Annotated in this window: 22 protein-coding genes and 4 pseudogenes; 19 read left to right on the plus strand and 7 right to left on the minus strand. The window is 40.5% G+C overall.

Going from position 1 to position 21,082, the window contains the following annotated elements; translation table 11 throughout:
- The first annotated feature begins 93 nt into the window (after positions 1 to 93).
- From ACU8V8_RS17150 to hmpA, 3 genes and pseudogenes are all read left to right on the plus strand, one after another.
- Positions 94 to 351 (plus strand): hypothetical protein, encoded by a 258-nt coding sequence (locus ACU8V8_RS17150; RefSeq protein WP_446888304.1) that lies wholly within the window; start codon positions 94 to 96, stop codon positions 349 to 351.
- Positions 351 to 1,578: pseudogene (locus tag ACU8V8_RS17155) on the plus strand (NnrS family protein). Before ACU8V8_RS17150 ends, ACU8V8_RS17155 begins: the two are co-directional and overlap by 1 nt.
- A gap of 27 nt (positions 1,579 to 1,605) precedes the next feature.
- Positions 1,606 to 2,788 (plus strand): annotated as a pseudogene (gene hmpA / locus ACU8V8_RS17160) (NO-inducible flavohemoprotein).
- 41 nt (positions 2,789 to 2,829) lie between these two features.
- Here hmpA and ACU8V8_RS17165 read toward each other — a convergent pair.
- From ACU8V8_RS17165 to ACU8V8_RS17185, 5 genes are all read right to left on the minus strand, one after another.
- Positions 2,830 to 3,201 (minus strand): hypothetical protein, encoded by a 372-nt coding sequence (locus tag ACU8V8_RS17165; protein ID WP_140394315.1) that lies wholly within the window; start codon positions 3,199 to 3,201, stop codon positions 2,830 to 2,832.
- The gene (locus ACU8V8_RS17170) at positions 3,194 to 3,868 is read right to left on the minus strand and encodes a S41 family peptidase (RefSeq protein ID WP_446888305.1); all 675 of its coding nucleotides are present in this window, start codon (positions 3,866 to 3,868) and stop codon (positions 3,194 to 3,196) included. The genes ACU8V8_RS17165 and ACU8V8_RS17170 overlap by 8 nt, the downstream gene beginning before the upstream one ends.
- Before the next feature lie 55 nt (positions 3,869 to 3,923).
- Positions 3,924 to 4,826 (minus strand): PDZ domain-containing protein, encoded by a 903-nt coding sequence (locus tag ACU8V8_RS17175; RefSeq protein WP_446888306.1) that lies wholly within the window; start codon positions 4,824 to 4,826, stop codon positions 3,924 to 3,926.
- 96 nt (positions 4,827 to 4,922) lie between these two features.
- Positions 4,923 to 5,576 carry an endonuclease gene (locus tag ACU8V8_RS17180; RefSeq protein WP_446888307.1) on the minus strand — a complete coding sequence of 218 codons (654 nt, stop codon included), beginning with the start codon at positions 5,574 to 5,576 and terminating at the stop codon, positions 4,923 to 4,925.
- Positions 5,577 to 5,710: 134 nt separating this feature from the next.
- A complete protein-coding gene (locus tag ACU8V8_RS17185; RefSeq protein ID WP_446888308.1) occupies positions 5,711 to 6,412 on the minus strand; it encodes a hypothetical protein in 702 nt (233 codons plus the stop codon).
- Between the two features lie 160 nt (positions 6,413 to 6,572).
- On the opposite strand from ACU8V8_RS17185, the pseudogene ACU8V8_RS17190 reads away from it, so the two are divergent.
- Positions 6,573 to 6,954: pseudogene (locus tag ACU8V8_RS17190) on the plus strand (hypothetical protein).
- Here ACU8V8_RS17190 and ACU8V8_RS17195 read toward each other — a convergent pair.
- The gene (locus tag ACU8V8_RS17195; RefSeq protein WP_087532596.1) at positions 6,951 to 7,394 is read right to left on the minus strand and encodes a PaaI family thioesterase; all 444 of its coding nucleotides are present in this window, start codon (positions 7,392 to 7,394) and stop codon (positions 6,951 to 6,953) included. The pseudogene ACU8V8_RS17190 and the gene ACU8V8_RS17195 sit on opposite strands and share 4 nt — an antisense overlap.
- A 110-nt stretch (positions 7,395 to 7,504) precedes the next feature.
- Between ACU8V8_RS17195 and ACU8V8_RS17200 the strand changes: the two genes are divergently transcribed.
- The 6 genes from ACU8V8_RS17200 to ACU8V8_RS17225 all read left to right on the plus strand — a co-directional run bounded on the left by ACU8V8_RS17200 (position 7,505) and on the right by ACU8V8_RS17225 (position 13,561).
- The gene (locus ACU8V8_RS17200; RefSeq protein ID WP_446888309.1) at positions 7,505 to 8,281 is read left to right on the plus strand and encodes a hypothetical protein; all 777 of its coding nucleotides are present in this window, start codon (positions 7,505 to 7,507) and stop codon (positions 8,279 to 8,281) included.
- Between the two features lie 94 nt (positions 8,282 to 8,375).
- The gene (lexA, locus tag ACU8V8_RS17205) at positions 8,376 to 8,993 is read left to right on the plus strand and encodes a transcriptional repressor LexA (protein WP_087532594.1); all 618 of its coding nucleotides are present in this window, start codon (positions 8,376 to 8,378) and stop codon (positions 8,991 to 8,993) included.
- A 410-nt stretch (positions 8,994 to 9,403) separates the two neighbouring features.
- Positions 9,404 to 10,546 carry a cytochrome c oxidase subunit II gene (coxB, locus tag ACU8V8_RS17210; protein WP_446888310.1) on the plus strand — a complete coding sequence of 381 codons (1,143 nt, stop codon included), beginning with the start codon at positions 9,404 to 9,406 and terminating at the stop codon, positions 10,544 to 10,546.
- The gene (gene ctaD / locus ACU8V8_RS17215; protein WP_446888311.1) at positions 10,546 to 12,147 is read left to right on the plus strand and encodes a cytochrome c oxidase subunit I; all 1,602 of its coding nucleotides are present in this window, start codon (positions 10,546 to 10,548) and stop codon (positions 12,145 to 12,147) included. The genes coxB and ctaD overlap by 1 nt, the downstream gene beginning before the upstream one ends.
- On the plus strand, positions 12,147 to 12,674 hold the full coding sequence (locus ACU8V8_RS17220; protein WP_446888312.1) for a cytochrome c oxidase assembly protein: 528 nt from the start codon (positions 12,147 to 12,149) through the stop codon (positions 12,672 to 12,674). The genes ctaD and ACU8V8_RS17220 overlap by 1 nt, the downstream gene beginning before the upstream one ends.
- 11 nt (positions 12,675 to 12,685) lie before the next feature.
- On the plus strand, positions 12,686 to 13,561 hold the full coding sequence (locus tag ACU8V8_RS17225; protein ID WP_446888313.1) for a cytochrome c oxidase subunit 3: 876 nt from the start codon (positions 12,686 to 12,688) through the stop codon (positions 13,559 to 13,561).
- Here ACU8V8_RS17225 and ACU8V8_RS17230 read toward each other — a convergent pair.
- On the minus strand, positions 13,535 to 13,825 hold the full coding sequence (locus ACU8V8_RS17230; RefSeq protein WP_446888314.1) for a DUF2909 domain-containing protein: 291 nt from the start codon (positions 13,823 to 13,825) through the stop codon (positions 13,535 to 13,537). The genes ACU8V8_RS17225 and ACU8V8_RS17230 overlap by 27 nt on opposite strands.
- Here ACU8V8_RS17230 and ACU8V8_RS17235 point away from each other — a divergent pair.
- From ACU8V8_RS17235 to ACU8V8_RS17275, 9 genes and pseudogenes are all read left to right on the plus strand, one after another.
- A complete protein-coding gene (locus tag ACU8V8_RS17235; protein WP_446888315.1) occupies positions 13,776 to 14,513 on the plus strand; it encodes an SURF1 family protein in 738 nt (245 codons plus the stop codon). The genes ACU8V8_RS17230 and ACU8V8_RS17235 overlap by 50 nt on opposite strands.
- A gap of 1 nt (position 14,514) precedes the next feature.
- Positions 14,515 to 15,010: pseudogene (locus tag ACU8V8_RS17240) on the plus strand (transmembrane cytochrome oxidase associated protein).
- Between the two features lie 20 nt (positions 15,011 to 15,030).
- On the plus strand, positions 15,031 to 16,020 hold the full coding sequence (locus ACU8V8_RS17245; RefSeq protein WP_446888316.1) for a COX15/CtaA family protein: 990 nt from the start codon (positions 15,031 to 15,033) through the stop codon (positions 16,018 to 16,020).
- A 9-nt stretch (positions 16,021 to 16,029) separates the two neighbouring features.
- On the plus strand, positions 16,030 to 16,938 hold the full coding sequence (gene cyoE / locus ACU8V8_RS17250) for a heme o synthase (RefSeq protein ID WP_446888317.1): 909 nt from the start codon (positions 16,030 to 16,032) through the stop codon (positions 16,936 to 16,938).
- Positions 16,939 to 16,973: 35 nt separating this feature from the next.
- Complete coding sequence (locus tag ACU8V8_RS17255; RefSeq protein WP_446889667.1) at positions 16,974 to 17,561, plus strand: SCO family protein; 588 nt, start codon at positions 16,974 to 16,976, stop codon at positions 17,559 to 17,561.
- Positions 17,562 to 17,838: 277 nt separating this feature from the next.
- Positions 17,839 to 18,111 carry an STAS domain-containing protein gene (locus tag ACU8V8_RS17260; protein WP_446888318.1) on the plus strand — a complete coding sequence of 91 codons (273 nt, stop codon included), beginning with the start codon at positions 17,839 to 17,841 and terminating at the stop codon, positions 18,109 to 18,111.
- Positions 18,112 to 18,120: 9 nt separating this feature from the next.
- Positions 18,121 to 18,483, plus strand: a complete 363-nt coding sequence (locus ACU8V8_RS17265; protein ID WP_290209780.1) for a response regulator — start codon at positions 18,121 to 18,123, stop codon at positions 18,481 to 18,483.
- Between the two features lie 15 nt (positions 18,484 to 18,498).
- The gene (locus ACU8V8_RS17270; RefSeq protein WP_446888319.1) at positions 18,499 to 20,583 is read left to right on the plus strand and encodes a chemotaxis protein CheA; all 2,085 of its coding nucleotides are present in this window, start codon (positions 18,499 to 18,501) and stop codon (positions 20,581 to 20,583) included.
- Positions 20,580 to 21,065 carry a chemotaxis protein CheW gene (locus tag ACU8V8_RS17275; protein WP_446888320.1) on the plus strand — a complete coding sequence of 162 codons (486 nt, stop codon included), beginning with the start codon at positions 20,580 to 20,582 and terminating at the stop codon, positions 21,063 to 21,065. Before ACU8V8_RS17270 ends, ACU8V8_RS17275 begins: the two co-directional genes overlap by 4 nt.
- The last annotated feature ends 17 nt before the right edge of the window (positions 21,066 to 21,082 follow it).

Below are 21,082 nucleotides of genomic sequence, written 5' to 3' on the forward strand. Positions count from 1 at the left end.
AGGGTTAAACAGTAACTTATTGATAGTAAGTTATTTTAAACTTGGCTCGCTCCATGCAGTACATCGTGTAGATATTTAAATAATGGTGATTGTATGACTGCCCACACATCGATTTATAACGATTTAACAGGTTTCTATATTCGTTTACTAAGTGCTGCTAATTGGGCCTTGGTATTGAGTACAGTTAGCTTAGTTATCACCGTGATATTAAGTTATCCACTTGCAGAGTTGTTAACGATAAAGCTGCAAATTTCAGCTCATATCTCAACCATCATCGCTGCCACTATTTTAAAAATTAGTTATGTACTTCGCTGTATTGCACTCAATAGCTTAGGCAGAGAGGTACGATAATGCGACCTATTAATTTAACCGAACCCATGCCTAAACAAATCCGTTTTTATCAAGTAGGACAGTGGCCGCTTTGGGGGTTAGCATTTCGGCCTTACTTTTTAGGCGCGAGTTTACTCGCTGTTTTATCCATGGCTTATTGGCTGTTAATTTTAACGGGTAACGCAAGTTGGCAATTAAGCATGCCAGCAACATTATGGCATGCTCACGAAATGCTATTTGGCTTTGCAGGCGCCGTTGCTGTGGGTTTTTTATTAACCGCAGCACAAACGTGGACTGGCGTAGCAAGTATCAGCGGCAATAAGCTGATGTTGCTTACTTTAGTTTGGCTGGCAGCCAGAGGCGCTTTTTTTATCACGGCTACAGGCATTGATAATTTAAATTTATACCTTGTGATTGGCTTGCAAACACTGTGGTGGCTGAGCGCCATTGTTACCTTAGCAAATATGTTAATTGCAGCGAAGAGTAAAAATAACTATCAGTTTTTATTGATACTAGCTGTGTTGTGCGCACTAAACGCGATTTATCTGTGGTTAGCGCTGCAAAAAAAATATGGCGCTGGCTTTATCTATCGTTGATACCGCTGTGCTTGTTATGACGTTATTAGTTGGGATAGTCGCAGGGCGTGTTTTACCTTTTTTTACTGCAAGAGGCTTAAACTTAGAGCAACAAATACATACACCTCGATTAGACAAGGTTTTATTGTTTAGCTCAATCTTAGCCATTTTTCTTTATTTTTTAAGCCAGCTGCATAATTTTAACCCTGGTTGGGGAATGGGTATTGTGGCTGTGTTGCATTTAAGCCGTTCATTCATGTGGTGGAACAGTAAAGCCCTCAAGGTGCCGCTACTTTGGTCATTACACTTTTCATATTTAGCGTTAGGCTTAGGCTTGGCACTGGTTACGCTTAGCTTTTTCAGCTCACTGATTTTGTTCAAAGATGCGCTGCACATGATCACTATCGGAACCATTGGCTTGATGATTTTAGCCATGATGACGCGTGTATCTCATGGTCATACAGGACGTCCTTTAACTATTCCACATTTTATGGCTGTGGCGTTTGCGTTAGTGCTTGTTGCAGCGATTGTTCGTTCGTTATTACCCTTTGTTATTGGGCCTCACATAGCGTGGCAACTGAGCGCTATGTTGTGGTTGGTGGCATTTGTGTTGTTTCTACTCCATTGCATTCCTATTTTAACGCGGCGTCGTGTTGATGGGCGGCGTGGTTAATTATTATTTTAGTTATAGGAAAGTAGTATGTTATCTGAAAAAACCATCAATATTGTAAAAAGCACTGTGCCTTTGCTCGCACAAGCTGGGACCGTTGTTACGGAGCATTTTTATAACCGCATGTTTAGCCATAATCCTGAGCTACAAGATATTTTTAATATGGCGAATCAGCGTAGCGGTCGTCAGCAATTTGCGTTATTTAATGCCTTAGCCGCCTATGCGCAAAATATTGATAATTTAGCTGTATTAAAAGAAGCGCTTGCGCGTATTAATCATAAGCATGCCAGTATGCATATTTTGCCTGAGCATTATCCGATTGTGGGCGGACATTTAATTGGTACTTTAAAGGAATTGATCCCCGAGCAATTTACACCAGAAGTTGAATATGCATGGCGTGAAGCGTATGCGTTACTTGCTGATATTTGTATTACTGAAGAGGCTGCTCTATATGAGCACAATAAAAATAACCACGGCGGCTGGTCAGGAACCACGTCAATTTGTGATCACTAAAAAGCAACCAGAATCAGCATTGGTAACAAGTTTTACACTTACTCCTGTAGATAGTAAAGCAGTAATCACCCACAAACCGGGGCAATATTTGGGAATTAAAGTTAAGCCTGAAGAGGCACAATATAGCGAAATACGTCAGTATTCTATTTCCCAGCAAAGTAATGGTGAAAATTACCGTATTAGTGTTAAAAAAGAATTGCTGCCAGCTGCAGGTATTGTATCAAATTATTTGCATTCGCTAGACGAAGGGAGTGTTGTAGAGCTTTACCCGCCAGCAGGGGATTTCTTTTTACGTGTAAACAATAAACCTGTGGTGTTAATTTCGGCGGGGGTTGGTCAAACACCTATGTTGCCAATGTTACAAACGTTATTAAGCGACACGTCGAATCAAGCGGTCACTTATTTACATGCTTGTGAAAATGCTCAGCAGCATTCGTTTAATCAATTTTTGGCTGATCAAGCCGCAATGCATGAGCGTTTAAATTACTATACATGGTTTAATCAAGGTGGCGAGGGTGCTGACTTTATTGGTTTAATGAATATCAGTGCAGTTGCTCAGCAGTTACCATTAGTGGATGGTGATTTTTATATTTGTGGACCTAGCGGCTTTATGGCTGCTATTAAACAGCAATTACTTGCACTTGATGTTGATGCTGAACGCATACATTACGAGGTGTTTGGTCCACACCAAGCGCTTTAATCCACTCATAGCAAAAAGGCGCTTAATGCGCCTTTTTGGTTTTAGATAACTTCACATTCGACATTGCTAAGTGGAATACTCAGTTGTTTTTTAGGGTAAAATAAAAAGCATTGCTCCCCTGATTTTTGCAAGACAAACTTTTCTGAAGGGATGTTATGTGTGCCCATAATAGGCATGCCATCAGGGCCTTTAGTCGTGCCGTGATCTATCAAAAGCTGTGCGCTTTTAGTAAATACATCATCCGCAAGAGTCACTAAAGGACCACCTTTTGCAGTTTGAATTGCTTGTTGCAGCTGTGTAACAATGCCCGGATTTACTCGTGTTAGAGTTGCATCTTGAGGCTCTAAAGCCTGTGTGCTGTTGCATCCGGTTAGTATTACTGCGCAAACAGCACTTAGCATGTATTTAGTCATTTGCATCTCCTGTACTAGGCCAGGTTAAATCCATATTTGTGTTGTAAAGCGACTGAGGTATCTCAAGCGATAAACCAGTTTCGTTGCTTGGTGAATAGCTGGCAGGTTGTTGTTTTGCATTTTGTGGCACTTCAGGGCAGCCATTATTTGTAATATGGTATAACGCCGTCGATAGCAGTGCTTCGTTTGTATCACCTAGTTGATGATCAAAGTCATCAGCAATAGGGCAGCCTTTAACATCAGCTGAAAACTGGGGTGAAGGGGTGGGTGTTAAACCATCTGAATATTCACCAAAGCCTTTGTAATTAGCACCACTAAACTGAATCGTGTAGTAAGTAGTTGCACAGTTGTGTGTAGGCGTAAAACCATAAGGTTTACCACATGTTGTATCACCAATTAATACCACTTCAACATCAATCCCTTTCAAGCCATTAATAAAGGCTTCAGAGGCAGAGCAGGTACCGGATGTACTCAGTACATAAACTTTTGATAGATTTAAATCAGGTAAAAGTATTTGTTTGCCTTCAAATGTTGAGTAATCAATTTCTTGATTAATGAATGACAAAGGTAGTTCTTGTGGTAGCTTGTCATTCTGAATGGTTTGATAATAATAAAAATCATCGGTGTTAGCAGGGCCAGCAACCATGTAAGCTAATTGTGATGACATGGCTAATAAACCACCTCCGTTGTATCTAAAGTCGATGACTAATTCGTCGACTTGATCAGCCTATAAACTTATTAACGGCATCGATTAAACCTTCTTGTGCAACAGCGATATGGCTATTGAACTGCATGTAACCGACACGTGTATTGTTTTGTGTAGTAAACGTATTTACGTTCTGAACCGGGGTTTTGGCGATATTACCCGCTGTAATGGTGATTGATTTTTCAGTCCCATCATTACTGCGCACTCTAAAGTTATGAGCTTCGCCAGCTGTTGGGCCAAACAAAATACTATTGAGCGAGTCAATTCCATCTTGAGTGTTGGTATCTATGCTTACATCATCTACAGAGAGAACGGTATCGCCACGTTGGATCCCCGCATTCTGAGCCGGTGAATTATCTTCAAGATAGGTAACTCTTAACACTCTTGGTGGCGTATTTGAAATAAATGACCAGTTAATGCCGTAACCTGATACCACGCCTGATTGTGCTTCTTTGTAAAAGTCTTCTGTTGGTTCGCTGTAATGAAAGTTATCTTTCTTAGCACCAGAATCTGTGGTTTGCTCTGTTTTTAATTGTGCAAAATATGCCGCGACAGTATCAAAGCTTTCAGGGTTTTTGTCTGTGATTTCATCATACCAAAGGTATGTTTCATCACTCCAAGAGCGCAGCCACATTTTTTCTGTCAGCGTGGAGCCCGCTTTATCAGGGTATGGTTGGTTATTATTGTATGGATCGTTGCCTGTGCGTGGCACATCACATTGGTTTTTAAATGTACTTGATGCGTCAAATTCACCCGCAACCCATTCAACCTCATTAGACTGTGGTGGCGGTGTTACCACATTGGTAGAGTCTGTATTATTTGAATCTTTATTTAGGCTACCGCCGCCTCCACATGCTGTAATTGCAAGGCCAGAAAAAGCAATGAGAATAGCAGTAGAGATTCTTTTTTTATTAAACATACTTAGTTACGTTCCTGTAAATACTTGTTTCGAAAATATCAATACAGCTGACGATAGGCAACAAAAAATACGTTTATAATGTAAACATTTGTAGAGTTAAAGATGCTGAGAGTTTCGGGTTTGTGCCAAGCTCTGCTTTTGCCATGCTCTAAATAACTGCTGTTGCTTGTTAGATATTTTTAAGCCGTAGGTTTTTTGCATGTAAAAGTATGCATCTGCGATACGCTTGCGTGAATAGGCGGGTGGTTCAACTACCCGTTGTTTAAAATTCACCTTTACTTGGCAGTTGCCATATTGAGTGGCGTTACCTGCAATCATACCAAAACGATAATTCGATCTATCCGCATTAATCTCACCAATTGCAGGGGCTAGGTTATTAATATCAGCTTCCATTTTTCTAAATTGTTCACTGGTTTTCACGCAGTTTTTACGTCCGCCATTTTGCCAGCATTGTAACTGATGACCGAACTCCCACGCTGGTACTATATGCTCCCACTCAATACGAACAGCTCGTGCATTAGGTTTACCTGAGCGCGTAACTGCATTGCGCGGTTTATAGCCGCATGCTGCAGGGTCTGGTATTAATTTTTTACCTTGGCGCTTTATATCGCAGCCACAGTAAATGCTTTTGGCATCACTGGGTAACGTTTTTATTAAATGTCTTTTTGCTGTTGAGAAGCGGGTAAACTGCTCGCTGTGAAGGTTAAAGCTTGCAAGGGAAATTACTAACGCAATAATAAAGTAAGGCATATCCAATCACTTAAGTGAACTACAGGAAACGCTATTTTAGAGTGATTGATCTATTAGGTAAATCGGTTGAATGGGTTGAGTTGTTATAAATGCAATGATAAGCGAGGCTGTGATTCTGCCCCGATAGGGCTTATTTAACGCTTACGACGACGTAGACGAACATTTTGTAGTAACAAAGTGATACCCGTTAGGCAAAACAGCACACTGGTTGCCGAAAAGCTAATCAACAAGGGGTTATTAAAGTCTTCTCGTTCATCGTAGTCCATTATATGTAACATCCAGAAAAAGTCGAAAATTCGCCAAATAGTGCTGCGAACAGTGATAACTTTGCCGCTATCAGCCCATAAATACAAGGTTGTATTAAAATTATCATCGAAACTAACTTGCCAAATATTCTCTTTATAGCCAACTTCCCTTGGACCTATTTTGAGTTTAGTCGCTGCATTTACTTTGGCATCGATTAATAAGTGAGCTTGTGCATTAGCAATTATTTGCACTTTACTTGGCGCAATGAAAGGGCGGCCAGTTAAGCCGTTAAAATTGTGCTCTTCATTTTCACTAGTCACAGTAATAATAGGTGTTGTTAAAAAGTGGGTGTAATTTATTTGTATTGGCTGCGCCACCTGAGAAACAATGTTATCGAGTGATGTAGGGTAGTCGACCTGCGTAAACGGGTTTTCAAGCGAACGCATCGCTAAATGTTTGCCATGTACTTTATCGAGAGGAATTGCACTCATGACGAAACCACCTAACAGCCATGCAAAGATTTGTAGTGCGAGTATGTAACCAAGCCATTTATGAATTTTTCGTGCATGCTTGAAAATACGTTTGTTCATTACTTAATCATTTGTTGTTATTTTTCAGTGCGATATTTTATAGATTAGGGGGCTTTTGCCAATGTGGCAAATTGTCGCAGGTAATAGATGATTTGGTATATATACAAATTTAGGTTAAAGTTTGCGGTGTATTTAACATGGGTTAAGGGTAAAGCTACAAATGTCGGAAATTCAATTTTTAAACGTAGATCTAGAGCTTGAGTCTAAACAAGATATTAGTGCGCTAGTGGCTGACTTAAAAAAAAATTGCCACAGTTTTACATTATGACCACGATGAATATCGTCAATTAGCGCGTGTAGAAGCAAATATCGAGGTATCTACGCCGGATAAAGCAATTAATCACTTATGTGAGTTAATAGAGTCATGCTCACGTAATGCATTAAAACAGTGGCTGTCGTGTTCTCGGCGTACATTTGATATTGGCTTTGAGTCGGGTACTTCACCGAAATGTTTTAATCAAGCACTGCAAGCAGACACTCTGCTCAGAATATCTGCAATTGGTGCGGGTGTTGAAATAACGATTTACCCTATCGAAAGCTAATTTTTACGTTCAACCACTGCTGCGGTCATTCTTGATACGCAGCATAGCTCGTTGCGGCTATTTGTTATTTTAATTTCCCATACTGAAGTACGTCTGCCTAAATGAATAGGCTTTGCTATTGCGGTTAAAGTTCCATTGCGTGAAGCTTTTAAGTGATTGGCGTTGATTTCTTGGCCGACACAATAGAACTTAGTAAAATCAATCACAAAGTTTGCTGCATAACTGGCAACCGTTTCAGCAAGTACGACATTGGCACCGCCATGTACCATGCCCATAGGATTATGATGTTGAGGTATCGCGGGCATAGTGGCAACTAAGTAGTCATCACCAATCTCGCTAATTTCAATACCCATTGTTTTCATTAATGTACCTTGGCCGTTAATGCCCTCATCAAGTTGTTTACACTGTTCTAAGGTGATTGGTTGATACCAAATAGTCATGGAATGTCCTCAATTGAAAATTTAAAACCAGTCTACACTTTTGTACACTTTCCTACAGTTAAGATCATCAAAATAGCTAAAATGTACCTAATGTTACATTTTAGGAACGCATGATGAAAAAAGGAATAATGCTGTTAATTAGCTGCTTATCGTTATCCAGCTATGCAGATATCAATCATCAGATTGATCTCGGGTTCACGGATTTAAGTGGCTTGGATAAAGCATTTTTAGGTGCGAGATATCGTTATTTTAGTGATGACTTAAATGCTTTATCTGGCCCGCAGAACTTAAAGGCACATTTACATAGCGTGAGTAATGTCGCTATCGGCGGGTTTGCTAATGATAACCTGTATTACATAAATGCTGATGGCGCATATTACGCTGAAAATGGATTAATTCTATCCGGTGGTATCCAACATATAAATGACGATAGTAGTAATTGGCAATCAGATAGCTCTTTACTAAGTGCATCAATAGGTAATCAAGTAAACGATCAATTGCAAATTGGCTTAACTGCTTTTTATAGTCGGGTAGAAGAAACTCGCGTTTATTATCCAGGCGAGGAGCTAACTTCGGTAGAGTGGAGTTATGCGCCATACATTCGCTGGACTAAAATCAATCATAACCAAGGCTGGGATATAGAGGCAAAGCAATTGGCAGGGCGTTATCGCTTTATTCAAGGCCGGGCAAGCTATTATGTAAACCAAGGTTGGTCGGTTGCTTTAGTTGCTAACGTACATAACCGTGGCGATAGAAATGATAATTATGAGTTGCAAACACAGTACTGGTTTAATGAACATATAGCACTGAAGTTTGGTTTAGGCTCATCTTTGAAATCTGATGATGGTTTAAATAGCGCCACTTTATTGTTGAGTACCAGATGGTAATCAAGAAGGGTTAAAGGTAACTAATTTAAAATTTGCGATTTTTAAATAACTGTATATACTCACAGTTAAATGTACTGTATGGAAAACCAGTTGTATGCGCCCATTAACGAATCGTCAAGCTCAAATTCTTGAATTAATCAAAGTGTTTATCAAAGACACTGGTATGCCGCCTACGCGTGCTGAAATAGCCCAAACCTTGGGTTTTAAAAGTGCAAATGCTGCTGAAGAACACTTAAAAGCACTGGCTAAAAAAGGTGTTATTAAAATGAAGCCAGGCGCAAGCCGCGGTATTCAGCTGGTGGAAGAGGATGAACCCGAGCAACTAGGATTACCATTAATTGGCCGAGTAGCAGCTGGTGAACCAATACTTGCGCAACAGCATGTTGAAAGCCATTGCCAGATTGACCCTTTAATGTTCAAGCCTGCCGCTGATTTTTTATTGCGTGTACAGGGTATGAGTATGAAAGATATTGGCATTATGGATGGTGATTTACTTGCTGTGCATAAAACACAAGTTGCTGAAAACGGCCAAGTAGTTGTTGCGCGCGTTGATGATGATGTAACAGTAAAGCGCCTAGAAAAAGCCGGGCGTAAAGTTTTGTTGCACGCCGAAAATGAAGAGTTCTCAGCCATTGAAGTTGATTTAGAACATGAGTCTTTTAATATTGAAGGGCTTGCAGTCGGTGTGATCCGCAATGCAGATTGGATGTAAACCTATTTTGCACCAAATTGGTGATATTTGGTGCTTTCACTTTTATATTTTTATTTAACTGCTAGTTTTAGCACTTACCTGTAGCTACTAAACCCCTATACAAGCTAGGACTCTCCTGCTTTTAGCCATTTCTTTTCCCTCTTGAATTTAAAATAACGCGCTGATTTTGTATTGTTATTTTTGCACCAAAATAGAATTTTATTTGCACTAAAACTTGCTAATTGTTCATTTTTTAACTAATTGGTTAATACACTGTGTTAACGACAGATCTTTGGGGCCTTGCTGCAATTTATTGTTGCATGCGAAGAGACTAACTTAACCAGTTACAATAAAAATAACGAATTGGCGCGAAAAAAGCAGTGCCGCCTTTTCGCTTTGCGTTTAGCAATAGCATCAAAAGGAGCCGTCACATGGGTAAACTGAGCTCTACCTTGTGCCTTATATTATTTATGCTGCCGCAGCAATTATTGGCAAATAGCCAATTTAATATGCGCGAAGGTGTAACCGATATAAGTAATAATGTTTATCAACTGCACATGACAATTTTTATTATATGTTGTGTGATTGGGGTGATTGTATTTGCCGTTATGTTTTGGGCTTTAATACATCATCGCAAATCAAAAGGGGCTATACCAGCCCAATTCCATGAAAGCACTAAAGTTGAGATACTTTGGACTGCGATTCCGTTCGTCATCCTAATTGCAATGGCAGTGCCTGCGACAAAAACCTTAATTGCAATGGAAGATGCCAGTAAAGCTGATTTAACAATCAAAATTACTGGCTCGCAATGGAAATGGCATTATGAATATATGGGAGAAGACGTAGATTTTTACTCTATTTTATCAACACCGAGCGACCAAATTGGCAACCAGGCTGAAAAAACGGAAACCTACCTACTTGAAGTTGATAAACCTTTAGTTTTACCAATCAATAAAAAAATTCGCTTTTTAATGACCTCAGATGACGTTATTCACTCGTGGTGGGTGCCTGACTTTGCTGTTAAAAAAGATGCCAACCCTGGGTTTATTAATGAAACATGGACCAAAATTAACGAAGAGGGTATTTACCGTGGCCAGTGTGCCGAACTATGCGGTAAAGACCATGGCTTTATGCCTGTGGTTGTAGAGGCAAAGTCTGAGCAAGATTTTGTTAATTGGTTAGCCGATGCCAAGCAAGCTAAACAAAAGGCGGCTGCCGCAGATGCAGCATTGATGGACCAAACCTTATCTAAAGAAGAGTTAATGACCTTAGGTGAACAAGTCTATATGGCCAGTTGTGCAGCGTGCCATCAGCCTACCGGTATGGGGTTGTCTGGTGTTTTCCCTGCCCTAAAAGGTAGCCCTGTGGTATTGGGTGATGTTAATGAGCATATTGACGTTGTGGTTCATGGCCGCCCAGGCACAGCAATGCAGGCATTTGTAAAACAACTATCGATAAAACAACTTGCGGCGGTCGTGACCTATAAGCGTAATGCATGGGGTAATGACACGGGCGATGTGGTTCAACCTAGCCAAATTCAGGCTTTGATTGATGCAACTGCGGAGGCTAAGTAATGAGTAGCATAACAGACGAAAATAATAACGGCGCTGCGCATCACGATGCTGGACATCATCACGGTGCAACTGGGTTTAAGCGTTGGCTGTTTACGACTAACCATAAAGATATCGGGAGCTTATATCTAATATTTTCACTGACCATGTTTTTGATCGGTGGTGCCATGGCGATGGTGATCCGTGCTGAATTATTTCAGCCAGGATTACAATTAGTTGACCCGCACTTTTTTAATCAAATGACCACAGTCCATGGTTTGATAATGGTGTTTGGTGCTGTCATGCCGGCATTTACTGGGCTGGCAAACTGGATGATACCCCTGATGATTGGTGCGCCAGACATGGCATTACCGCGAATGAATAACTGGAGCTTCTGGATTCTACCATTTGCGTTTTTGATTCTATTAGCATCACTATTTATGCCAGGTGGTGGCCCCGCTTTTGGTTGGACTTTTTATGCCCCGCTGTCTACGACTTACAGTAATGACAACACGGCTTTATTTGTATTCGCCGTTCACATTATGGGCATTAGTTCCATTATGGGGGCAATCAATGTGATTGTTACCATAGTGAATATGCGCGCCCCTGGTATGTCTTGGATGAAGTTACCGTTGTTTGTATGGACGTGGCTTATTACTGCGTTTTTACTGATTGCAGTTATGCCTGTTTTAGCTGGCGCTGTGACCATGGTACTAACAGATAAATACTTTGCCACTAGCTTTTTTGATGCTGCGGGTGGTGGTGATCCGGTGATGTTTCAGCATATATTCTGGTTTTTTGGTCACCCTGAAGTGTACATAATGATCTTACCAGCATTTGGTATCATTTCGACCATAGTGCCTACCTTTTCACGCAAGAAATTATTTGGCTATGCCTCGATGGTTTATGCCACATCATCGATAGCATTACTGAGTTTTATTGTGTGGGCGCACCACATGTTTACCACGGGAATGCCAGTGGCTGCTGAGCTGTTTTTTATGTATTCGACCATGTTGATATCAGTGCCTACCGGGGTAAAAGTATTTAACTGGGTAGCTACCATGTGGCGAGGTTCAATAAGCTTTGAAGTGCCGATGTTATTTAGTATTGCGTTTATTGTGTTGTTCACTTTAGGTGGCTTTTCAGGATTGATGCTAGCAATTACACCGGCTGATTTTCAATATCATGATACCTATTTTGTTGTGGCGCATTTTCATTATGTACTTGTTACAGGTGCAGTCTTTTCAATCATGGCAGGAGCCTATTATTGGCTACCTAAATGGACTGGCAATATGTTTAATATCACCTTAGCAAAATGGCATTTTTGGCTGTCTTTGGTCAGTGTGAATGTATTGTTTTTTCCGATGCACTTTGTTGGCCTTGCAGGTATGCCAAGGCGGATCCCTGATTACGCGCTGCAATTTGCTGACTTTAACGCCATTATCAGTATTGGTGGGTTTGCTTTTGGCTTGTCACAATTACTGTTTGTTGTGGTGGTATTTAAATGTGCTAGAGGTGGCGACAAAGTACCGGCTAAGGTGTGGGATGGGGCGCAAGGGCTAGAGTGGGAAGTTGATTCTCCTGCGCCTTATCATACCTTTGATACACCACCGGAGATCAAGTAATGAATCACGCACCTTTGCTTAAGCGCTTAGTTTTAATATGCCTTGGTATGTTTGCCTTCGCGTTTGCTTTGGTGCCTTTATACGATGTTTTTTGCGATATCACCGGGCTTAATGGTAAGCCTTCTCTTGAGCAAGCGAAGCAAAGTACGCAGGTTGTTGAGTCACGCCAAGTTGATGTTAGCTTTACTACTCATGCACAAAGTGGTGCACCATTTGAGGTGAAATCACAGGAGTACAGCGTGGTCGTTAAACCCGGTGCAATGCGCGAAGTGTTGTTTAAAGCAAAGAACCTCAGTAATGAAGACAAAGTCATGCAAGCGGTGCCTTCGGTATCGCCCGGGAAGGCTGCTAAATATCTACATAAAATGGCCTGCTTTTGTTTTGATCAACAACCATTAAAAGCCGGTGAGGAAGTGGAATTTAAGTTGCTTTTTTATGTTGATACCACGCTGCCCGATGAAGTAGAAGAGCTCACTTTATCATATACCGTGTTTGATATTAGTAGCCAGTTAGTGGCTAGTAATTAGGAGCAAGTGAAATGAATCAAAATTACGATAAATATTATGTACCCGCACAAAGCCCGTGGCCAATTGTAGGCGCTGTGGCGTTATTTTTAATCGCTGTTGGTGCAGCACTGACTGTGATGCAAGTAAACTCAGAAGGCGGCTCTGGCCAGTATGTACTTTATGGTGGCATCGCTATTTTGCTCTATATGCTATTTAGCTGGTTTAAAAATGTGATTGATGAGTCGCACCAAGGTTTGTATTCAGCGCAAATGGATAGATCATTTCGCCAAGGTATGAGCTGGTTTATTTTCTCTGAAGTGATGTTTTTCATGGCCTTCTTTGGTGCATTATTTTATGCGCGAATGATCTCAGTCCCTTGGCTTGGCGGCGCTGGCAATAACGCCATGACCAACGAGGTGTTATGGCCAACGTTTGAAGCAATGTGGCCGCTAGTTACAGCTCCAGGCGGGGGCACTACACAAGCAATGGGTTGGCAGGGTTTACCATTAATAAACACATTAATCCTACTTACCTCATCGGTGACTTTACACTTTGCGCATGTAGCGATGGAGAATAATAAGCGTGGCCCCCTTAAAGCCTTTTTAGGATTTACTATTTTACTTGGCATTGCTTTTTTAGGGCTGCAAGTTGAAGAGTATATTCATGCCTACAATGACTTAGGTCTCACCCTAGATGCTGGCGTATACGGTAATACGTTTTTCTTGTTGACCGGTTTTCACGGTATGCACGTAACGCTCGGCACGATAATTTTGTTGGTGGTATTTTTTAGAGTATTAAAAGGTCACTTTAGCCCAGATAAACACTTTGCTTTTCAGGCGGCTGCTTGGTATTGGCATTTTGTTGATGTGGTTTGGTTATGTTTATTTGTGTTTGTATATGTGTTGTAGGATTGGCATTAGGGAGATGTATCCAAGTTTAAGAGCAGCAATTACTACGATAAGTACGATGACGGAAAACATCACGCGGCGGCCTAAATAATGTGACATTGGCCGCCCACTATCGCGCCCTGATACCATAATAAATAACGCTCTAAACAAGTTAAAAAGTATAAACAATAACAACAGTACGATAATAATTTTAATAATCACTGGATTCACCTTTATGCAGCTAATTTTATGGCGTAAACAAAAGCTTAGCTCAATTTTCATCATTTGCGTGGTACTGATTGTGGTGTTGGTGTGTTTACGCTTAGGCTATTGGCAAATACAGCGAGGCCAAGCGAAGAGCTTGCAACTATCGCATATAGCGAAGGTGCAATCTAAAGGGGTTATGCCGTGGCAGCAAGTATTGGCGTTGCCCAGTGAGTGGAATAAAACTGGTATCCAAGCCACTTTAACTGGCACTGTAAACACGGTGCATTATTGGTTGTTAGATAACCAAGTCGTGCAAGGGCAGGTTGGTTATGATGTTTTAGCATTATTTAAACCTTCACATAGTCAAACGCCGATATTAGTTAATTTTGGCTGGATTAAAGCGCCAGCCTCCCGTCAGCAATTACCGTCAGTTACGTTACCTCGTGGTGTTATCGATATTAATGTTCAGCTAAAACAAGGCAAACTCAGTGGCTTTACTTTAGATAGCTCGGAGCACCAAGAACACAAAAATGATTGGCCCAAACGCGTACAAAATATCGACTTAGCGCTATTTGAGAAACATGTACAGCAGCCCTTAGTCGATTTTATTGCTTATCGCCAAGGTGTTGGTGATGCTTTTGGTATACCGCATTACCAAGCTGTCGTAATGAGCCCGCAAAAGCATTATGGCTATGCAGTTCAATGGCTATTAATTGGCTTGTCTTGCGTCGTGGTTGCCATCGTTGCTAGTAAAAGAAGGAATTAAAATGAAAAACAAACCCCTGATTATTTTTATCGGCTGCTGTTTGGTGCCTTTGGTGTTGGCCTATTTAGCACTAAAACTGGAATGGATACCTTCAGCTGCAACAAATAATGGCACGTTCTTAAGCACAGAAATAAAACTTAAAAACTGGCAAAGCTCAGAGCATAAACAGTGGACGATTGCTTTAAATCATCCTCAACAGTGCCAACAAGCATGTGCAGAGCAATTACATGCACTCGATAACTTGTATGTAGCATTGGGTAAAAACCAAAGCAAAGTCGATATGGTTATTTTAGGCAGCCCCCAAAAGCGAGATTCAACGTGGCGACAATTAGCCGAAACTGCTGAGCTGGAGCCTGCGAGTTTATATTTAATAGATCATATGGGGTTGGTGGTTTTGCAATACCCCTACCAGCAAGAGCCGCAGCAAAATCGGCTGATTCAAAAAGGGTTATTAAAAGACTTAAAAAAAATTACTTAACTATTCACGCTCAAGCTAATTTTATCTAAGGGTTTGATTATGTATAAAAATTATAAATATTTAGTGGTAGCGACCTTCTTTTTATCTATTTTAGTGGTTGGGCTTGGTGCATATACACGTTTGAGTGATGCAGGGTTGGGGTGCCCAGACTGGCCCGGTTGCTATGGTTTTTTAACAGTACCAAAGCATGAGGTAGATCTAGCTTTGGTTGAGCAAACATACCCAGATATGATGTTTGAAACAGCAAAAGCATGGAAAGAAATGATTCATCGCTATTTTGCTGGCACGTTAGGGGTATTAATTTTAGCGCTATTTATTGTGGCGTTTATTAAGCGCAAGCAGCCGACTATGCCTGTTGGATTGCCTTTACTATTGCTCATATTAGTCATCTTTCAAGCTGCACTTGGGATGTGGACGGTCACCATGAATTTGCAGCCCTTAATCGTGATGGGGCATTTACTAGGCGGTTTTAGTATTTTGTCGCTAGTGGCGCTACTGTACTTACGGCTAACCTCAAAACCTATCGATGGAGGAGATGCACCTGCGAGGCGCCATTTTAAATTAAGTTTGGTTGCGTTAGTGGTACTGATATTGCAAATTGCATTGGGTGGCTGGCTTGCCGCTAATTATGCTGCACCTCATTGTAATGGTTTACCGCTTTGCAGCTATGGTCAGCCATTTTCACTTAGTAGTGTATTTCAGTTACCTATGGAGCACAGTACGTATGAATATGGCGTGCTTTCACAACAAGCGAGAATGTCGATTCATTTACTCCACAGGATTTGGGCACTGGTTACCTGTGTGGTACTCGCGTTGATTATGTGGCGTATATATAGTCGTGCGCTTTCAACGAAAATTAAACACTGCTGTGTATCCGTACTCGGTGCTTTATTTTGCCAAATAGCATTAGGCCTTGCTGTGGTGCATTGGCATTTTCCTTTGGGTGTTGCACTGGCACATAATTTAATGGCAGCCATACTGTTAATTACACTCGTTCGTTTATGCTTTTATTTAAAAGCCCGTACCTAGGAGGCTGTTATGGCACATTTATTAGCAATAACAAAAGATGCACCACACCAACTGACAGAGCTATTTAAAGACTACTTAGCGATTAGTAAATTTAAAGTGGTCGCAATGCTGGTATTAACAGCATGGGTTGGCTTAGCGCTAGCCCCTGATGTTGGGCGTGGTGTTGGGGTACAGTTTATAAGTTTATTAGGTATAGGTTTACTATCGGCAGCGGCTGCGGTAATCAATCATGTGGTTGATAGTGAAATTGACAGTAAAATGGCCCGCACTAGGCATAGACCTGTGGCAAAAGGGCGTTTATCAAAATTTCATGCCTTAAGTTTTGCCAGTGTAATCGGTTTAAGTGGCTTTGCTATGTTGGTGATTTGGGCAAATACTCTTACCGCAATATTAACGCTATTTGCTTTAGTGGGTTATGCCTTTATTTATACGTCATTTTTAAAGCGCGCTACACCGCAAAATATTGTTATTGGTGGGCTGGCTGGAGCGATGCCACCTTTACTTGGTTGGGTATCTGAAACTGGGCAAATGGCCGCTGCACCTTGGTTATTAGTGATGATCATATTTACTTGGACCCCGCCACACTTTTGGGCATTAGCCATTGCCCGAAAGAGCGATTATGAACGGGCTAAAATTCCGATGTTACCCGTTACGCATGGTATTGATTTTTGTAAAACATGCGTGATTGCATATTCTGTTTTACTTGCTTTGGTGTGTGTGCTGCCCTATTTAATCAGTATGTCAGGCTTAATATATTTAGTCTCTGCCTGCGTATTAAACGCGGTGTTTATTTACAAAGCGATTAAGCTAAAAGCAGCGCCAAATGATGATACAGCTATGGATTTATTTCGTTTTTCAATTATTCATTTAATGATACTCTTCGTCGCCTTATTTATAGATAAATGGCTGGTCATATGAAGTTTTTAACCCGGACACTTAGCAAACGTTTTTTTATGTTAATAAGCCTGTTGCTATTAGCATCATGCAGTGACGCGACTAAACCTGATGTAGAAGCGTTAGTCTATGAGCAAGCTAAACCACTTAGTGATTTTGCATTGCTTGATCAACATAATAATAAAGTGACGAAAGCAGCTTTTGTCGGGCAGTGGAATTTAGTGTTTTTAGGGTATACTAGCTGCCCTGATATTTGTCCGTTAACGCTGGCAAAGTTAAATGCCGTGCACAAGGCGTTAAGTGAGCAATACCCGCTGCAAATTTGGTTTTTATCTGTGGATCCAAAGCGTGATACTGCAGATAAACGCAAAGCTTATATTGATTATTTTAACCCAGATTTTTTAGCCGTTTCAGGTGAGCATAAAGACTTATTTCCATTGGTGCGTGAGCTTGGATTAATTTATGCCATTAGTGACAGTGATGAACAAGAGTACGCGGTTGATCACAGCGCGTCTGTTGCTTTGGTTGATTCACGCGGGGCTGTAAGGGCAATATTTAAACCTGAGTTTAAACAAGGTAGTGTTCCATTAGTTAATGCTAAATTATTAATTAGTGAATTTAAATTGATAGCTGATTACTATCAATAAATTGCTATTAATAAGTAGCCAAAACTCTGGATAATAAATTAGTTTCTAGCGAGAGGGGTGTTAGTATTTATTTTTAAAATCAATGCTTTACATAACCCTCTAAGCAGAGTGCAGACTAAGTATATTTTCGATTGTTTTTGGAAGCGTTGGCCTCTTTTTTACTTTTATTTCCCCCTCTATAAATAATTTCCTCTTTTTTCGATGCATATATGGCATTTTTCACAACTCAGTCTAAGCTTTTGTTATGAATTGGTAAATTACGCAAAGTGATGAAAGTATGTTGAAGCTTCCTGAAGAGTTAGCAATCACCAAAGTCGAATCTTTACATCAAGACTTGCTAAATGAGCTAAGTACTAATGACGATGTTTGCCTAGACATCAGCGATGTATCACGTGCTGATACTGCGTCCATTCAACTACTGTGTGCTTTACAAAAACACTTACTGTCTGTGCATCATAAAATAATTTGGATTGGACAGAGTGAGCCATTAAAGAGCGTTATCAATCAATTAGGTTTAAATGAATATTTAATACTCGATAATGAAAATTAAGAGGTGTATATGAAAAGAATTTTAGCTGTAGATGATTCTGCATCGATGCGTCAAATGGTGGGCTTTACATTAAAAAAAGCCGGCTTTGATGTAACCGAAGCAAAGGATGGCAGTGAGGCGTTGAATATAGCTAAGCAACAGGGTTTTGACGCTGTGATCTCGGATGTAAATATGCCTGTTATGGACGGTATTACTTTAATTAGAGAGCTGCGCAATTTACCCAATTATAAGTTTACACCCTTATTAATGCTGACTACCGAATCTGGCATGGACAAAAAAGTGGAAGGTAAGGCAGCTGGAGCAACAGGCTGGATAGTTAAACCTTTTAACCCTGATCAATTACTAGCGGTTTTAAAAAAAGTGATTCGCTAATTTAGGGAGCGAGGCATGAGTATAGATTTAAGTCAGTTTTTTGAAGTTTTCTTCGAAGAAAGCTTTGAAGGCTTGGATGCCATGGAAGCTGAACTGCTTAATTTGGTGCCTGGTGAAGAAGACTCTGAAACAATTAATACAATATTTCGTGCTGCGCATTCAATTAAGGGTGGCAGTGGCACTTTTGGTTTTGATTCAGTTGCTGAGTTTACGCATGTATTAGAAACGCTGTTAGATGAGGTTCGTGAGGGTAAGCGAGTTTTAACTACTGAGCTGGTAAATTTATTGCTAAAATCGGTGGATTGCTTAAGAGCAATGTTAAGTGTATTGCAGGCTGAGCAAACCCCTGACTTAAGTGAATCAACAGAGCTTAAAAAGCAGTTTGAGAAAATTTTAGCGCTTGATGATACCCCTTCAATTCAAGCTAATACCATTACTGATACCGTAGTCGAAGTAAATACCTACCAGATTGACTTTAAACCGCATCATCATTTATTCAAAACTGGCAATGAACCACTGTATATGATCAGTGAACTTGCTGAGTTAGGTGATTTAGAAATTGTTGCGTTTCATAGCGAAGTTCCAGATATAACCGACTTAAGTGCAGACGACTGCTTTTTATCTTGGCGATTTTTTTTAAACACTGATAAACCAGAGCAAGCCATCTCTGAAATTTTTGAATGGGTTGAAGATGATGCAGATATAACCATTGCTCTGTGTGGTGGATTATTTTCAGATGATGAACAGCCTAAACAATCAAAAGAAACTCAAATTATTGAGTCTTCTAAAGTTAACACTTCAGTACCAAAAAACACTGCCCCAGAAGTAAAAGCCGCCATTACTGCTAAGGTCACAGCGCCTGCTACAGCAGTGGAATCAACTTCAATCAGAGTGGGTATTGATAAAGTAGACTCATTAATAAACATGGTTGGCGAGCTTGTGATCACGCAAGCGATGTTAAGTCAATTAGGTGAGCAAGAAATTACTGAGGCAACACTAGCGTCGCTACAAGAAGGGCTCGCGCAACTTGCACACAACACCCGTGACTTACAAGAAAATGTAATGCGCATCCGTATGCTTCCAATTAGCTTTGTGTTTAGCCGGTTTCCCCGTTTAGTCAGAGATATATCACAAAAATTAAACAAACAAGTCGAGCTGAAATTAATTGGTGAGCAAACGGAGCTTGATAAAACTGTAATGGAAAAAATATCAGATCCTATGGTGCACTTGGTTAGAAATTCTTTGGATCATGGGTTAGAAACAGTTGAACAGCGTATAGCCTCAGGTAAAGACCCTATCGGGACTGTGACCCTAAATGCCTTTCACCAAGGTGGCAATATCGTTATCGAGATTATGGATGATGGCCAAGGCTTAAATACTCAAAAAATAAAACAAAAAGCCATTACAAATGGGCTTATTAATGAGGGTGATGAATTATCAGATAATGAAATTAACGAGCTCATTTTTATGCCCGGTTTCTCTACCGCGGATGAAGTAAGTGACCTTTCTGGGCGCGGGGTTGGAATGGATGTTGTTCGGCGTAATATTCAATCGTTAAATGGCTCTGTTGAAGTGTCATCGGCGCCAGGTATTGGTTCTACCTTTACAATTAGGCTGCCGCTGACATTGGCAATATTGGATGGTCAATTAGTTAAAGTTGCACAACATACTTATATCATTCCGTTAATTTCTATCGTGGAATCGTTGCAAATTGATATCACTAAAGTCAGCCGTGTAGGCAAAGACCTAGATGTATTACGGTTACGCGATGAGTACATTCCTATTCTACGGCTATATCAGATATTTAATCATCAAGATGCAATCGAAACTTTGGATAAAACCTTATTGGTTGTGGTTGAAAGTGACAATCAAAAAATAGGCTTATTGGTTGATGATTTACTATCGCAACAACAAGTCGTGATTAAAAGCTTAGAAGCAAACTACCAAAAAGTAGATGGTGTTTCAGGAGCAACCATATTGGGTGATGGCCGCGTATCGCTCATTGTTGATATTAGCGGGTTGATCAAATTATCCGGATTAAGAAAGCCAGGCAGCCAAGAGTTAATTGTTGAGTCACAAGCTAATTTGGAGGCGTCATGAGCGCACTGAGTAGTGAGTTAGACAATAAGCTAGTGCTTGAAAACGTCCAGGGCGTGAAACAGTTTCTTACCTTTATTATGGCCGAGGAAGAATATGGAGTTGATATTTTAACAGTGCAAGAAATTCGTAGCTGGGAAGAGATCACCGAAATACCAAATGCACCCGACTATGTAAAAGGTGTGATTAATTTACGTGGAACTATAGTACCTATTTTAGATTTGCGACTGAGATTTGGCTTACCCTACATCGAGTATGGTGGTTTAACTGTGGTCATTGTCGTGAAAGTAGAGTGCGCACAACAAAGTAAAATAATGGGCATGGCGGTAGATGCTGTGTCTGATGTTTATAGCATTATGGAACAAGACGCGAAGATGGTGCCTTCATTTACAGAATCAGATAACTCGGAGTTTGTTGCTGGATTAGTAAACGTTGGGGAAAAAATGGTTGCATTACTCGACCTAACAAAAGCAATGGATATATGAGTATCTGTTAATCGAGC

It is taken from the genome of Pseudoalteromonas sp. SaAl2, from assembly GCF_052947895.1.

Coding starts and splice junctions, on each gene's coding strand:
- ACU8V8_RS17200 (WP_446888309.1), top strand. CDS start 7,505: ATGATGAAAAAAGGAATAATGCTGTTAATTAGCTGCTTATCGTTATCC.
- ACU8V8_RS17260 (WP_446888318.1), top strand. CDS start 17,839: ATGTTGAAGCTTCCTGAAGAGTTAGCAATCACCAAAGTCGAATCTTTA.
- ACU8V8_RS17185 (WP_446888308.1), bottom strand. CDS start 6,412: ATGAACAAACGTATTTTCAAGCATGCACGAAAAATTCATAAATGGCTT.
- ACU8V8_RS17265 (WP_290209780.1), top strand. CDS start 18,121: ATGAAAAGAATTTTAGCTGTAGATGATTCTGCATCGATGCGTCAAATG.
- ACU8V8_RS17255 (WP_446889667.1), top strand. CDS start 16,974: ATGTTAATAAGCCTGTTGCTATTAGCATCATGCAGTGACGCGACTAAA.
- ctaD (WP_446888311.1), top strand. CDS start 10,546: ATGAGTAGCATAACAGACGAAAATAATAACGGCGCTGCGCATCACGAT.
- ACU8V8_RS17270 (WP_446888319.1), top strand. CDS start 18,499: ATGAGTATAGATTTAAGTCAGTTTTTTGAAGTTTTCTTCGAAGAAAGC.
- lexA (WP_087532594.1), top strand. CDS start 8,376: ATGCGCCCATTAACGAATCGTCAAGCTCAAATTCTTGAATTAATCAAA.
- ACU8V8_RS17235 (WP_446888315.1), top strand. CDS start 13,776: ATGCAGCTAATTTTATGGCGTAAACAAAAGCTTAGCTCAATTTTCATC.
- cyoE (WP_446888317.1), top strand. CDS start 16,030: ATGGCACATTTATTAGCAATAACAAAAGATGCACCACACCAACTGACA.
- ACU8V8_RS17175 (WP_446888306.1), bottom strand. CDS start 4,826: ATGTTTAATAAAAAAAGAATCTCTACTGCTATTCTCATTGCTTTTTCT.
- ACU8V8_RS17180 (WP_446888307.1), bottom strand. CDS start 5,576: ATGCCTTACTTTATTATTGCGTTAGTAATTTCCCTTGCAAGCTTTAAC.
- ACU8V8_RS17150 (WP_446888304.1), top strand. CDS start 94: ATGACTGCCCACACATCGATTTATAACGATTTAACAGGTTTCTATATT.
- ACU8V8_RS17245 (WP_446888316.1), top strand. CDS start 15,031: ATGTATAAAAATTATAAATATTTAGTGGTAGCGACCTTCTTTTTATCT.
- ACU8V8_RS17165 (WP_140394315.1), bottom strand. CDS start 3,201: ATGACTAAATACATGCTAAGTGCTGTTTGCGCAGTAATACTAACCGGA.
- ACU8V8_RS17195 (WP_087532596.1), bottom strand. CDS start 7,394: ATGACTATTTGGTATCAACCAATCACCTTAGAACAGTGTAAACAACTT.
- ACU8V8_RS17275 (WP_446888320.1), top strand. CDS start 20,580: ATGAGCGCACTGAGTAGTGAGTTAGACAATAAGCTAGTGCTTGAAAAC.
- coxB (WP_446888310.1), top strand. CDS start 9,404: ATGGGTAAACTGAGCTCTACCTTGTGCCTTATATTATTTATGCTGCCG.
- ACU8V8_RS17225 (WP_446888313.1), top strand. CDS start 12,686: ATGAATCAAAATTACGATAAATATTATGTACCCGCACAAAGCCCGTGG.
- ACU8V8_RS17230 (WP_446888314.1), bottom strand. CDS start 13,825: ATGATGAAAATTGAGCTAAGCTTTTGTTTACGCCATAAAATTAGCTGC.
- ACU8V8_RS17170 (WP_446888305.1), bottom strand. CDS start 3,868: ATGTCATCACAATTAGCTTACATGGTTGCTGGCCCTGCTAACACCGAT.
- ACU8V8_RS17220 (WP_446888312.1), top strand. CDS start 12,147: ATGAATCACGCACCTTTGCTTAAGCGCTTAGTTTTAATATGCCTTGGT.